Annotated in this window: 12 protein-coding genes and 1 other annotated feature; of the genes, 5 read left to right on the plus strand and 7 right to left on the minus strand. The window is 28.6% G+C overall.

The features are described from left to right. Positions 1-87 precede the first annotated feature (87 nt). Positions 88-1,173, minus strand: coding sequence for a pectinesterase family protein (locus CSPA_RS25830; protein WP_015395364.1), 1,086 nt, complete (start codon positions 1,171-1,173; stop codon positions 88-90). A gap of 264 nt (positions 1,174-1,437) precedes the next feature. Between CSPA_RS25830 and CSPA_RS25835 the strand changes: the two genes are divergently transcribed. Beyond that, entirely contained in the window at positions 1,438-2,814 is a 1,377-nt protein-coding gene (locus tag CSPA_RS25835; protein ID WP_015395365.1) for a DUF2334 domain-containing protein, read from the plus strand. Positions 2,815-2,950: 136 nt separating this feature from the next. Here the strand turns inward: CSPA_RS25835 and cls are convergent, their stop codons facing one another. Continuing rightward, positions 2,951-4,384: a cardiolipin synthase gene (cls, locus tag CSPA_RS25840; protein WP_026106306.1), complete on the minus strand. Its 1,434-nt coding sequence runs from the start codon at positions 4,382-4,384 to the stop codon at positions 2,951-2,953. Positions 4,385-4,550: 166 nt separating this feature from the next. Further along, positions 4,551-4,764 (plus strand) — a binding site (T-box leader). Between the two features lie 303 nt (positions 4,765-5,067). Here cls and leuS point away from each other — a divergent pair. Continuing rightward, positions 5,068-7,518, plus strand: a complete 2,451-nt coding sequence (gene leuS, locus CSPA_RS25845; protein ID WP_015395367.1) for a leucine--tRNA ligase — start codon at positions 5,068-5,070, stop codon at positions 7,516-7,518. A gap of 43 nt (positions 7,519-7,561) precedes the next feature. Here the strand turns inward: leuS and CSPA_RS25850 are convergent, their stop codons facing one another. Beyond that, entirely contained in the window at positions 7,562-7,927 is a 366-nt protein-coding gene (locus CSPA_RS25850) for a FlxA-like family protein (protein ID WP_015395368.1), read from the minus strand. Positions 7,928-7,958: 31 nt separating this feature from the next. After that, on the minus strand, positions 7,959-8,639 hold the full coding sequence (locus tag CSPA_RS25855) for a hypothetical protein (protein WP_241393364.1): 681 nt from the start codon (positions 8,637-8,639) through the stop codon (positions 7,959-7,961). A gap of 195 nt (positions 8,640-8,834) precedes the next feature. Between CSPA_RS25855 and CSPA_RS25860 the strand changes: the two genes are divergently transcribed. Together CSPA_RS25860 and CSPA_RS25865 are read left to right on the plus strand one after the other, a co-directional pair. Next, entirely contained in the window at positions 8,835-9,530 is a 696-nt protein-coding gene (locus tag CSPA_RS25860) for a response regulator transcription factor (RefSeq protein WP_015395370.1), read from the plus strand. Positions 9,531-9,569: 39 nt separating this feature from the next. Then, complete coding sequence (locus CSPA_RS25865; protein ID WP_015395371.1) at positions 9,570-11,072, plus strand: sensor histidine kinase; 1,503 nt, start codon at positions 9,570-9,572, stop codon at positions 11,070-11,072. A gap of 138 nt (positions 11,073-11,210) precedes the next feature. Here CSPA_RS25865 and CSPA_RS25870 read toward each other — a convergent pair whose 3' ends face one another. Then, complete coding sequence (locus tag CSPA_RS25870) at positions 11,211-11,954, minus strand: hypothetical protein (protein ID WP_015395372.1); 744 nt, start codon at positions 11,952-11,954, stop codon at positions 11,211-11,213. Positions 11,955-12,193: 239 nt separating this feature from the next. Between CSPA_RS25870 and CSPA_RS25875 the strand changes: the two genes are divergently transcribed. After that, positions 12,194-12,523: a HesB-like protein gene (locus CSPA_RS25875; RefSeq protein ID WP_015395373.1), complete on the plus strand. Its 330-nt coding sequence runs from the start codon at positions 12,194-12,196 to the stop codon at positions 12,521-12,523. A gap of 63 nt (positions 12,524-12,586) precedes the next feature. On the opposite strand, the gene CSPA_RS25880 is transcribed toward CSPA_RS25875, so the two are convergent. Then, positions 12,587-13,255 carry a hypothetical protein gene (locus tag CSPA_RS25880; protein ID WP_015395374.1) on the minus strand — a complete coding sequence of 223 codons (669 nt, stop codon included), beginning with the start codon at positions 13,253-13,255 and terminating at the stop codon, positions 12,587-12,589. 68 nt (positions 13,256-13,323) lie between these two features. After that, positions 13,324-14,658: a vWA domain-containing protein gene (locus tag CSPA_RS25885; RefSeq protein ID WP_015395375.1), complete on the minus strand. Its 1,335-nt coding sequence runs from the start codon at positions 14,656-14,658 to the stop codon at positions 13,324-13,326. Between the last annotated feature and the right edge of the window lie 32 nt (positions 14,659-14,690).

Below are 14,690 nucleotides of genomic sequence, written 5' to 3' on the forward strand. Positions count from 1 at the left end.
AATACATATTGAAATATATAAGGACTATATCATATCTGATACAGTCAATTAAAATGTTGATTTTATTAATAATTGATAACTTTTAACTTATGGTTTCCAACCGTCATTTCCTGATAAAATATTAGCCTTTGTATACTTAGACGCTTCATTGCTAGTAATAGCTTTTGACCAGGATACTCTCTTAGATCTATTAGCACCAGTACCTTTGCATCCATATTCCTCTAAAAGAGCAGTATTATTTACATTATTGTTCATCTTTAGCCAACCTGCTGAGTTAACTGGTGCATTTAGATTACAATTTATATATGATACGTGACAGTAGTCCCCATAAGTTCTTCCAAGATAAACTGTTGAAGGTGTTTTCCAACGAGGATTAGTTTTGAATGTGTAATTAACATCTTCATTAGCGGTTAAAGTGCAATTTAAAAATACATATCCAAATTTCTGACCTTTAGGAGTGTTAGCAGCTGTATACATCCCCCCATCTCTTATATCATTTAATGTACAATTCTCAAATAATGCAGTAGCACCTCCCCAAATAAAGTCAACGCTACCTTGTATAAAACAATTCTTAAAATAAGCTCTAGATTTATTTGCACCATAGGTATATGCACATAAGGTATCTTGCCCACTATAAAAATTACAATTAGTGAAAGTAATTCTATCTCCATAAGTATAAATACAAGATGCCTGAACATCTTTACCAGTATCCTTTAAATGACTGTTTTCAAAAGTAATATTTTCTGCATTAAAGTCATTTGCAGCAACAGTTAAAGCTGCACAATCTGCTGAGTTATAAGTACCCCCAGTAGGTTTAGGATCTCCATTTGCAACATTATAGGTAAGTATTGTATTATTTTTACTTTCACCGATTATAGTTATAGAAGATCTTGAAATGGTAAGTTGTTCTTTATAAACACCATTTTTAACGTATATGGTTTTTCTCGTAGATCCACTATTGGAACGTATCAAATAGTTATAAGCATCTGTGATTGTTTTAAAATTTCCACTACCATCTTTAGCAACAACAACATCATAATTTGTTGCTGCATTAGCAGCAGCTTTGCTATTAGTTGCTGCGAAAGTAATTTGTTTTGATCCAATAACCGTTCCAATAATTACAAAGCCTAACATAAACGCTGCAATTGATTTATTTAATCTACTTTTTTTCATAATATGTCTCCCCCATATAATGCTAGTTATAACTTAATATTCTCATAATTTTGAACATATATATAGATTAATTTCTTTAATCCTACAAAATCAATCGTTAAATGCAATTATTTTATGGATTTAATTAATTTCTCTCTTTTACTCGCAAAAATGTGCATTTTAAGATAAAAATTTTAACGAAATTTCTTATAACATAAATAATAAAAAAAATCTATGTACATACAATAGAATAAGGTATGCTAAAAAAATAGGGAGGAAATATGAATGATAAATCGAAAATTTTTTTCTGTTTTAATAATATTTATAATACTTTTTTTAATAAGCTGCACCACTAAAAAAACAAGTCAAACTGATAATGTGGAACAAATTCAAAACGAAGCTTCTGCTGAATCAACCAATACTAAACTTAATATAGACTTTAATACCTTTAATGGTTTTGATATGATTCAAGATAATGTTAAATTTATAATTAATGGAAAAACTTTAACACTCAAACTTCCAATTTATTTAGATAAAAACAGACATTACATATGCTTAAATGAATTTATCGAACAGTTAAATGGAAAAATTAGTAAAATAAATAATTTATTACGTATTGAGATTGATAATAAATTTTATTTAATTGATTTATCTCAAAATACAGTTAAATTTCTAAACAACGAATTTACATTGAAGAAAAAATTATTAAATGATGAAAATATATATTATATAAGTTTTTTTGATTTTTCTCATATATTTAACCTCTATACTAGGTGGGATAAAAATAATAAGATAATAAATTGTAAGATAAATGGTTTCGATAACACAAAACCTGCTCCATATAAATCCAAAATAAATCAAATAGGCCTTATTCGTTTTGAAGATGTAGGTTTATCTTCCCAATCTTATTCTAAAGATTATTTTGAAAAGCTCCGTATAATGGCAAATTATATGTATCAAAAAAATATTCCTTACCACATTGCATGGATTCCAAGATACGTTATTCCTAACCAAGGAATTGATAATGATCCATTAACCAAAAATAATTTTGAAATTGCCGAAATGGTATACAGTTTAGATTATTTTACTGCACATAATGGAATAATCGGCCTTCATGGCTACACTCATCAGTTAGGTGATGTTGAATCTGGGATAGGTTTTGAATTTGGAAAATATGATCCTTCTGTAAAAAATTTTGAAGAAAAAATCCAAAAAGCTATTAACACCGCTTCATATTTAGATATACCAATAGGTTTCTTTGAAGCACCACATTATGAAATTACGCCAACACAAAATAAAATAGCAGAAAAGTATTTTAAAATATTATACTATCCATTTAATGATTTTGGTCGAAATAAAGCTGATTTAACAAAGCCCCAACTTAGTCCATATAATAAAACTTCTTACTATATTTCAACTCCGCTTGACTATATTCCTATTGGTAAAGAAGAGCTTACTTTAAATAAAATAGATAAAAATAATAATAAAGCTATAATGGGAAGTGTATTTTTTCATCCACTTTTAGAAAATGATTGTATCACTTTAGCAGAAGATAAAAATTCTGCTCCAACTTTTACATATATTGAAAATTCAAATTTTAAAAAATTAATAACTATCTTAGAGAAAAAAGGATATAGGTTCATTAAAGTAACAGATCTTTAAAAAGAAAATTTTTTATAGAATATGTACCTGCTAAAATTGGTCACAAAACAAGTTGAGGCACATATCCTGTTTAAAATAATATTATCCTCGTTGCAGTTCTCAAATCATTATTTTATTAATGAAAATAGCAAATTTATTATAGAATTGGAGATACCAACCTTATTAGAGATTCTTTAATTTTAAGTGAAATACTTCTGTTATTATAAACTTCCTTTGTTATTTCTTCTGACTCGTCAATATCTCTGAAGAATTGATTTTCCCCATCTATAGCAATCCTATTATCAAAAATAAATGCATTTACTTCAAAATTAAGCTTAAAACTTCTAATATCAAAATTAGCAGTTCCTATACTCATTACTGTACCATCAGCAATTATTGTTTTTGCATGAATAAATCCATTTTGGTAACTATACACCTTTATTCCCGCTTCTAAAAGTTCACCTACATAAGAACTTGCAGCCCACTGCATGAAAAAATGATCTGGTTTACCAGGTATTATTATTCTTACATCTACTCCTGATAATGCAGATATTTTCAAAGACTCCAATATAGGTGTATCCAAAACTAAATATGGAGTTTCTAGATATAAGCTCTTTTTTGCATTATTTATTAATTTTAAATAAGCATTTCTTATGTATTCTTCTTTATGATCTGGCCCACTTGTTACAATCTGTATTCCTACATCACCAAAATCTTTTGGAAATTCTTTTTCATATTTGTTGTAATTACTAATTTCTTCTTTTGAAGCATGACACCAATCAAGCAAAAACCGTTCATTTAAATCACTAACAGCTTCACCTTGAATTCTTACATGAGTATCTCTCCAAAAACCAATATTTTTATCTTTATTTATATATTCTTCTCCAACATTATATCCACCAACATATCCATATCTACCATCAATTACTACTATCTTTCTATGGTTTCTATAGTTTATACGAGTATTTATATGAGGCAAAATTCCTGGGAAAAATAATGCATATTTTCCTTTAGCATTCAAATAATTTTTAAGAACCTTTTTAGTTAACATACGAGACCCCATGCTGTCAACTAAAAGCCTAACCTCTACTCCACTCTTAGCCTTTTTCGCAAGTTCTTCAAGGATAGTCTTCCCAAGTGAGTCTGCTTTAAAAATGTAATACTCTATATGAATATATTTTTTAGCTTTTCTGATGTCTTGTATTAATTGTTTAAACTTATCTTCACCATTTATGAAAACTCTCACCTTATTATTCGTTGTGTAATTTGCTCCTGAATGATTGAAATTTAGCTTTCTTAAATCTATAAACTTTTCTCCACCATCATGTACATGATAGGTTGATTCATAGGTATCAAGTAAATTTTTTCTTTTATTTTCATCTATTCTTATTTTTTTCTTGAAAATCTTTTGCCTGCTTAAATTTTGACCAAGTAAAATATAAATCCAAAATCCAATGCCTGGCAAAATCATTACTATTAAAAGCCATGCCCATGTTGTAGTCGGATCTTTTCTTTCTAAAAAAATAAGTGAAAATGCAAATATTATATTTAATATTAAAATTATAGTTATTAAGACTAAAATTATATCCATATATATCACTTTCTTCCCCTTTTAAAACTCTCTGTACCAATTATATTATATTTATATTTCAATTATCAATGTTCACTTATCAATTGTCAATTAATGACGAAGTCTCTATTAAATAGAATTCTTGACTTTTGTAGAAATTTTAATATATAATGTTATTAAAATTTTATATTATGCTATGAATAGGAGTATTAGTAATAGATATATCTTTAAGAGAGCTGTTGTATGGTGTAAAACAGTGTTATATTATTATGAACTTGCCTATGAGCTTACTTGTTCGAAGCAAGTACGGTAAAACCGTTAAAATATTAAGTGAGAAGAATTAACTTTGTTTTTCTTTTAATTAAGAGTGGTACCACGGAAATTATGCTTTCGTCTCTTTGCATAGAGATGAAAGCTTTTTTGCAGTTAACAGTTAATAATTTGTAGTTTTCAGTTATGGAACAAAATCCACTGGATTTTGAATAATTTATAATTTTTTTATCCTAAATTGTTATTTTGCAACTTTAACTGCTAACTGATTAAATCAGCATCTTGCTGGTTAAAATTATATTATATAAGACACAATCAAATAAATTTCTAGCAGTTATTCAGCTAACACTTTACAAATTGTAGAAATCATGTAATGATTCATCCTTCAACTGTAAATTGTGCACTGTAAACTGATTCAAAGGGGAGGCTACATAATGTCAAATTACGGAACTAAAATCGATGCCAAATGGCAAAAAATATGGGAAGAAAATGAAACTTATAAGTTTAATACTGAAAATTTAGATAAGAAGCTTTATACTCTTGAAATGTTTTCTTATCCATCAGGTGCTCAATTACATGCTGGGCACTGGTTTAACTATGGTCCAACAGATTCATGGGCAAGACTTAAGAGGATGCAAGGATATAACGTATTCCAACCAATGGGCTTTGATGCTTTTGGCTTACCTGCTGAAAACTATGCTATAAAAACAGGAATCCATCCTCAAGATTCTACTTTAAAGAATATTGAAACAATGGAAAAACAATTGAAATCTATGGGCGCAATGTTCAACTGGGAAAATGAAGTTGTTACTTGTCTTCCTGATTACTATAAATGGACTCAATGGTTATTCTTGAAGCTTTATGAAAAAGGGCTAGCTTATAGAAAAAAGGCTCCAGTAAATTGGTGTCCATCTTGCAACACAGTTTTAGCTAACGAACAAGTTGTCGATGGTGCTTGTGAAAGATGTAGCACTGAAGTTACAAAGAAAGACCTTACTCAATGGTTCTTTAAAATAACTGATTATGGCGATGAATTACTTGATAAACTAGATGATTTAGATTGGCCAGAAAAAACTAAATCTATGCAAAAGCACTGGATTGGAAGATCTTATGGTGCACAAGTTACTTTCAAAGTTAAAGATTCTGATTTAAAATTTGATGTCTTTACAACAAGAGTTGATACTTTAAATGGTGTTACTTATGTAGTTCTAGCACCTGAAAATAAATTAGTTGATAAGCTAACTCTTCCAGAATATAAGGCTGCTGTTGAAGAATATAAAGAAGCTGCTGCTAAACAATCTGAAATTGAACGACAATCAAATACAAAAGAAAAGACTGGTGTATTCACAGGAGCTTATGCTATAAATCCTATTAACGGAAAAGTAGTTCCTATTTGGATTTCTGATTATGTATTAGCTACTTACGGTACTGGATGCGTTATGGCAGTTCCTGCTCATGATGAAAGGGACTTTGCTTTTGCAACTAAATTTAATTTGCCAATAGAAAGAGTTATAACTGATAAAGATAACACTGACCCAGAACTTCCTTATTGTGAATATGGAGTGCTTGTTAACTCTGGTAAATTTGATGGTTTAACTACTGAGGAAGCTAAAAAGAAAATAGTTGAAGATTTAGAAAAAGATGAATTAGGACAAATGAAGATAAACTTCAGATTAAGAGACTGGTTAGTTTCAAGACAAAGATATTGGGGTGCTCCAATTCCAATTATATATTGTGAGACCTGCGGAATAGTTCCTGTTCCTGAAAAAGATCTTCCAGTAGAACTTCCTTATAATGTTGAATTTACTCCAGATGGTAAATCACCACTTGGAAAATCTGAAGAATTCGTAAATACAACTTGTCCTTGTTGTGGTAAGCCTGCTAAGAGAGAAGCTGACACTTTAGATACTTTTGTATGTTCTTCATGGTATTATTTAAGATATGCAGATAATAAAAATGCAGATGCACCTTTTGATCCAGAAAAAATCAACAAGATTCTTCCTGTGGATAAATATGTTGGTGGACCAGAACATGCCTGTATGCACTTATTATATGCGAGATTTATAACAAAAGCTTTAAGAGACATGGGATACCTAAACTTTGACGAACCATTCTTAAGTTTAACTCACCAAGGCTTAATTTTAGGACCAGATGGACTTAAAATGAGTAAATCAAAAGGAAATACAATTTCCCCAGATGACTACATTAAAGAATATGGTGCTGACGTATTTAGAATGTATCTAATGTTTGGCTTTGGATATACTGAAGGTGGAGCTTGGAGCGACGATGGTATTAAATCTGTAGGCAAATTTGTAGATAGAATTGAAAGGATACTTGATACTTGTAGAGCTATAATAGATTCAAATGAAAATGTTAAAGATTCCATAGATTCAGCTGAAAAAGAATTGAACTTCTGGAAGCATACTGCAATCAGAGGTGTTACTGAAGATGGAGATAAAATGCAATTTAACACTGCAATAGCAAGACTTATGGAACTTACTAATGCACTAAACAAATATACTCAAGAAAATGTTAAGAATGCAAATTTCTTAAAAGCAACTATAACTGATTTCGTAAAATTACTTGCACCATTTGCTCCTCACTTCGCTGAAGAACAATGGAGCTTACTTGGAAATACTTCAACAATCTTTAATGAGAGCTTCCCTGAATTTGATCCTTCAGCTTTAGTTAAAGATGAAGTTGAAATTGCTATACAAATTAATGGTAAGATAAAATCAAAAATCATGGTAGCTTCAAACTTAGATGAAGAAGGTATTAAAGCCGCTTCTTTAGAAAATGAAACTATTAAAGAAAATACTGAAGGTAAAAATATTGTTAAAGTTATTGTAATTAAAGGAAGACTTGTTAATATAGTTGTAAAATAAAAAAGTGGCCTCAAGGCCACTTTTTTTCATGTCTAACATCTTCCTAAGCATAAGTATTAATTATGTTACCACTTTCCTCATCGGAAACTTGTGTTGTTGCATTTGCATTAGTATTTACCTTTACATTTTTTTCACCAGTTGGTTTTTCTGGTGGCTTTGATGGTGGTGCTGCTTTACTTGTGTTGCTAGATTTTTTTTGTTCAATTTGTGATTCAATATTTTGAATTTGTGATTGAATTTGTTTAGCCTTTGATTGCTTTGTTTTCTCATCATCATTACTTGATTGAATTTCTTGTAGTTGCTTCTCTAAACTTTCTTTTTGTTTTTCAAGAGCACTTGTATCACTACTTGTGCTACTTGTAGAAGTATATGATGTACTTGTCATTGACGATATTGATGAAATACTCATTATATTCCTCCCTCATATAATTATGAATTTATTAAAAACTTTTAAAGCTCATTGTTGCTTCAAAAGCACTGCTAATAGCATCTGCTTGATCCTGTGTTATTGTTCCTGCTGATATTAGGCCACTTAATGGATTTGTTTTATTAGTTGTCTCTTGATTATTTCTTGCCTCATGTGATTTCATTAATTCTTCAAAAACACTTTCAATTGCATCCTCTTGGGCTTGAGTTATTGTCCCTGCTGTTACCAAACTATCCAATGGATTTGTTTTTGTACTTGTACTGGTTGTACTTGAACTTGATTTATCTGCATCCCTTGCTGCATCTAATGTACTTTTAATTGAATCTGCTTGATCTTGGGTTATTGTTCCTGCAGTTATTAAGCTTTCTAAAGGGTTTTGAGATTTAGTTATATTGCTGTAGGTTCCTGAAGTTTGAATTTCTCTTCCCCTAGATTGAAAAACACTTTGAACAGCATTTGCTTGATCTTGAGTTATTGTTCCTGCTTCAACTAAGCTGCTCAATGGATTATTATTTGACAAGCTTTGTGTAGCATTCCCCATTGCTTGCATCCCTTGTTGACTTATTGAAACCAAATCATTTTCTTCTTGTCTTTTTTGCTGCTCTACCTTATATTGTTGTAAAGCTCTTGCTGATTGTATCCTTCTCTCAAGATACACTTCCATACTGTTTTGATTACTACTTATTGTGTTCATTATAATTCTCTCCTTTAACCTGCTTCCCTGCATATATTTTCTCCTATACTTATTTAATCGACATGTATTTCTTAAAATCTAACGTAGTGCTGTGGCAACTTTGTGGCAATTTTGTGGCAAAAGAGTTATAAGTAAAATTTAAAATAGCATTCGTATTTACATATGATAAAATATATTTTGAGGTGAATTAATTTCATGGATAAAAAATTAATATATATTGCTGACGATGAAATCAATATTTGTAATATAATAAAATCTTTTCTACTTAAAGAAGGCTTTGATGTTGAAATATTTACAAACGGACGTGATATCCTTGAAGCATTTAATAGAAGACAAGCTGATATGCTCATAATAGATATTATGATGCCTGAAATAGATGGATATGCTCTTTGTTCTTTAATAAGACTTAAAAGTTGTGTCCCAATAATAATTGTATCAGCCAAAGATACTGAATCTGATAAAATTACTGGTCTTAAACTTGGTGGAGATGATTATCTAACTAAACCTTTTAGTCCCTTGGAACTTATTGCTAGAATGAATAGTATTTTCAGACGAATAGACTTGGACAAAGCTCCTATCCAAAATAATCAAATTATGAAATTATTAGATGTATTAATAAATCTTAATACAAAAAAAGCTGAAGTTAACGGTTCCCCTTTAGCACTTACAGTAATGGAATTATCACTTCTTAATTATCTTATTCAAAACAAAAATAGAGCTGTCAGTAGAACTGAGCTTCTAGATAAAATATGGGGATTTGATAACAAAGTGGAAACTCGTGCTACGGATGATATGATAAAAAGAATAAGAAAAAAACTTACTTCTGCAAATTCGAAACTTAAAATACAAACTATTTGGGGTTTTGGTTTTTCAATACAAGATAATGACTAACACTAAAAAAACTATTAATACATAATAAGGACGGATATTATGAAGAGAGATACTATAAAATGGAGAATTTTTAAATATAACATTATTATTATTATTATGCTAATTACATTTACCACGATAATTTTCAATGTAGCTGTTCGTATATACATAGAAAAAAATCTTGTTACACAATTAGATAAAATAGCCTCAAATGCTGAAATTACAGCTCTTAAACATGGTCCTGATTTTTTTAAACAAGCACCTCCACCACCTCCTAATGATTCACAAGATATAAATCCATTTCCTCAAAATACTAAGCCTGATGAATTACCCCTTACTGATTCACAAGGTACTAATGAACTTTTTAGATATTATTTCATGTTAGATCATTCACTTAAAGAACCACTAACTTTACTAAATGCAGACTTCATTTTAATTGATCAAAATGAAAATAGAATTACTCCTTTTCCTGACAGATATATTTCTGATGATTTTATGAAACAATTAAAAAACAAACTTTACAATTCAAAAAAACTTGAGCAAGAAGATTATTTAAATTTTCATGTAGCTAGCACTGAATACATAGCTATTATTAAATCTGTATCTGATAAAAATTCCTTTGGACTAGGCTGGATAATAATATATTCAAATGTTGAAAAAATAAATCAATTACAGATAGGTATAAATTTAATTCTTTCTCTTATTCTTATTTTCTGTGCATTAGTTACTGTTATTTTTTCGTCACGTATATCAAAAAAAATTTGTACACCATTTGATAATCTAAATGAATATATCCGTGCTATATCAGAAAGAAATTTCGGTAATAAAATTGAAATGCCTGTTTATGAAGAATTACATGAATTTATAAATAATATTAATATTATGTCTGAAAAACTTGAAACCTATGACAAAGCACAAAAGACTTTTTTGCAAAATGTGTCTCACGAATTTAGAACACCACTTATGTCTATACAAAGTTATACTGAAGGTATTAAATATGACGTTATTGATAGTGATAATGCTGTAGAAATTATATTATCAGAAATAAAACGTATGACAAGACTAGTAGAAGATTTACTATATTTATCACGCCTTGATGCAATTGAAGAAAATTATAATTATGCAAATATAAACTTTAATGAATTAATAAATAAATGTATAGAGCATATAAGTTGGTTGGCTAAAAAAAATAATATCACAATTAGAAGTAATTTACTCACTAAACTTATTGAAATTAATGGCGATGAAGAAAAACTTTTGAGAGCAATTGATAATATTATTAGTAATTGTATAAGATATGCAAAAAGCACTGTTACTATTGAATTTAATCTTATATGTGATGATAAAGTTCAACTTATATTATATGATGACGGACCAGGTTTTATGGATATAGACCTTCCTAATATATTCGATAGATTTTATAAAGGAGAAAAGGGACATTTTGGACTAGGATTATCTATTAGTAAAAATATTATTGAAAAATTGAATGGAAGTATCAAAGCAGAAAATTCACTTACTGGTGCAAAGTTTATAATAGAGCTACCCAATCTACATAAAAATTAAACTTTTATAACAATTTTATGAAAAACCATAAATTTTTTGTTAAAAATATTAAGAGAGAGTTCACTCCTACTTTTCCATGCTACAACCTTAGATTGGCAAGTTAAAATAGAATGAGCTCTCTTCAACTGTATCAAAGCTTTATGAATTTAATATTTCTTTAAACTGAAAAAGTATTCCTTTTACTTTTTCTTCATCTAATGGTTTGTAAGTTTCAATATATCTTGAAACATCAAGAGCTTCATAAGCCCTTTTACTCATAGCTACCCAATTTTCAGGTATATATACCCATATTATATCTTCATATTTACAGCTTAATAAAAAATGTTCTAATCCATAAAACGCATATTCTTCAATTTCATGTATTTTATTGAAATCAATATAATCTTTAACGACCTCTGATGTTAATTGATCTTTATGAGAATTTACATAAAAAAAATCAAAAATTTCTCTTGAAGCATTTAGTGCACTATCTCTAATTATTTTTATTTTTTCATTTTCTTCGAAGTTTTGATAATACAATTCAATTAACTCTTCATTATCCTCATATACAATAACTTTTTCTACCTTTGTTTTTCTTGCAATTTCTTGAACCACATATCCAATACCAAGACCAACTATTCCAACTTTTCCATAAGAAAAAGATATTGCATTATACGAACTTTCTATTTCTCTAGGGGATAATTTCATTAAACAAGTATTATTTCTATATAATTGTATTATGTCTATATCATAATCATCGCTATTTTCATACATATATCCTTGCAAATCTTGCTTATTCATAGTGTTTTTAACTATTTTATAGTCACCACAAGTTCCTGGATTAACTAGATTATTATATTTTTTCATCTCTTGGAACACAAAATTTTTATTATATGGTTTCATAGTTAATTCCCCTTCTTGAAATGTTTAACGTAACTTTATTCATTATAACATATATTTCCATTTTTGTATAATAACACATTAAGATTTACTTTGGATTATATATTACTAAACCATAACATAATATCACATTTTTAACCAAAACTTAAATAGAAATATAAACTTTTTATTTTTATATATGTATGTTATACTTACGTTAATGATTTAATATCATTTTAATATTATATAAAGTAGGTGTTTGAATGAAAAATGTTACTATAAGCCAAGAAGCTTATGATGAATTTAAAGCTTTTTTGGACGAAAATAAAATAACTGATTTTAATATTAGAATTAATTTTGCTGGCTTTGCATGTAGTGGCCCAGTTTTTAACATATCTGTTTCAAAAGCAAGCGATGATGATGAGATTGAAAAAATTAATGATATCTCATTCATCTACGAAAAAAGCTTAATAGAACAGTTTGGAGGCTTCATAATCCTTTCTTCTGATGAAAATGAAGGCCGTGGATTAAGTCTGAAACCTGTTATTGAGCCTGAAGGTGGATGTGGTGGTTCTTGTAGTGGTTGCCACTAAAACTAAAATAAATATACTAAATTCTAAGAATGGTGTATGCATATATACATCATTCTTATTTTCTTACTTAGCTATATCAGCTGATTCTACTTTCCACTGCAAATTTATATAATCATCACTAATTTTATATACTCCATCCAGCATATCTATCCAATAATATTCATTAATCACCTTTTTTTCCTTTTCTTCTCCAGTAATGTTATTTAAAGTTTTATTATTAAATTCATTGAAATAATTACTAATTTTTGATGAAATGTCATACATAAATTTAAAAGATATTAAATCATCATCTTTTAATACTAACTTATTTGCTTGATTTTTCATTTCCTTGTTTAAAAGAGATAATGCATATTCCTTAATTTTTCCATGTATTTCATTTTCCATCACTTTATCAGTTTTTATATTTTTAGTAAAAAAAGGAATTGCATTTTGAGAGTAAGATCCATATTGCTGCCATAATTCCATTATATCACTTGACATTGCATCATAATTTTTATAAAGCTTTAATAAATCTTCATTTTTTATGCTGCTTTGTTCAATACTTTTAGCTAAAATATCCAGATTTATTTCATTTTTTTGCTTAAAATCTTCTATTTCAATATAAGATTGCTGTCCTATTTTATACTTATAGTTATTTAATTTAACCATTGAATATATATTAACTATTACACTTATTATAAGAAATATAGATAGTAACATTATATAATCCATACTTTTAAGTTTTCTAGCCAAGAACATCCCTCCTATATTAATATTTATTTTAACATATAAGCTGGCCTTTGCATATCATTACTATGCATTTATCTCGCCCAATCATGTATAACTTCGTTAACCATCTTTAATCCAATGTTTCCTTCGACGACTTCTTTTTCTCCAGCATTTATTCTTTTTATCTCTCCATATGAATTTTCCAAAGATAATTCTTCGCTTCCAGATAGAACCCATATTATCTTTTTACTCACGGGCTTTACTCCTAATTTTTTTTCACCAACTCCATCTGTAAAGTAAATTAATACAGATTCTCTTAGATTATTATCTCTAATATACTCAAATACTGGTGTAAATTCTGTTGAACCATTATCTTTAGCTCTCTTGTGTATGTCTCTTTCACTTTTTATCTCATATATATTTCTAATTTCATTATCACACTCAATAATTGTAATTTTATTATTAGTGCTTGCAGTTATTGTTAGTATTTCTATTAATATTTTATGCATATCCTCTTCATTCATACTTGCACTTATATCTATAGCTACAATTAGTTCAGCCTCAGTCTTAGGTAGTCGACCTCTTAAATCTAATCTCTCTGGCTGTCTTCTATCTCTTCTTGTTATTGTCTTCTTATAGCCAGATTTTACAGTTGGCAAGATGTTTTTAAGAACAGTTTGCCATGGTATTTCGGCTTTTTCTTTGTATGCTAAAATTATTTTTCCGATTCCTTCAGGAGCTCCTTCTGTATAAGCACTTATGGCTGTCTTTTTAGTTAAATTTCTGATGTCTTCTTCGCTTACTTGAATTTCTTCCCATAAATCATGCGCCTTAGACATATCTAGTTCATACTTACTTTCTTCATCATTTTTTATATTAGTTTTTTTAATTCTTGATTTAATTGCCTTATAAAGTTCTTCTGCATATTCTTCAGCACTTCGGTTTTCTTGTAAAAATAAATTATGTTCCAAGCTGATTGCTTCAAGTTTATTACTATAACTAGGCATATCTTTAATGAATTGATTAATTGAAATATCTAATGCAATATTAATTATTTCTTTGTTAAATCTATTTTTTAATTTTTTTTCTCTCTCAAAATGAGAATTCATTATATGATAAATCTCATGCTTAAATAATGCAGCCATTTCATTTTTACTGCAATTTAGAAACAAAATAGGATTAAAGTACATATAAAAATTATCACGCTCAGGAATAGTAGCTATAGGCACTGTTATTTTTATGTTTATATTTCGTCTTATTCTAAGCATAAATTGTCCAAAAAAAGCATCTTGACTTTGCAATAAATATAGTACAACTTCTTCAACTAATTCAAAAAATCTTCTCCTATAATTATCACTAGCTAATCCTTCTCTATCTAACGAATATGCTTCTTTTAAAAGTTGTTCCCTTTTTTCTTCAAACACCATTCTACTATCCCTCCTATCCTCATTTTTTTATT

Source organism: Clostridium saccharoperbutylacetonicum N1-4(HMT), assembly GCF_000340885.1.
GTDB lineage: Bacteria > Bacillota > Clostridia > Clostridiales > Clostridiaceae > Clostridium > Clostridium saccharoperbutylacetonicum.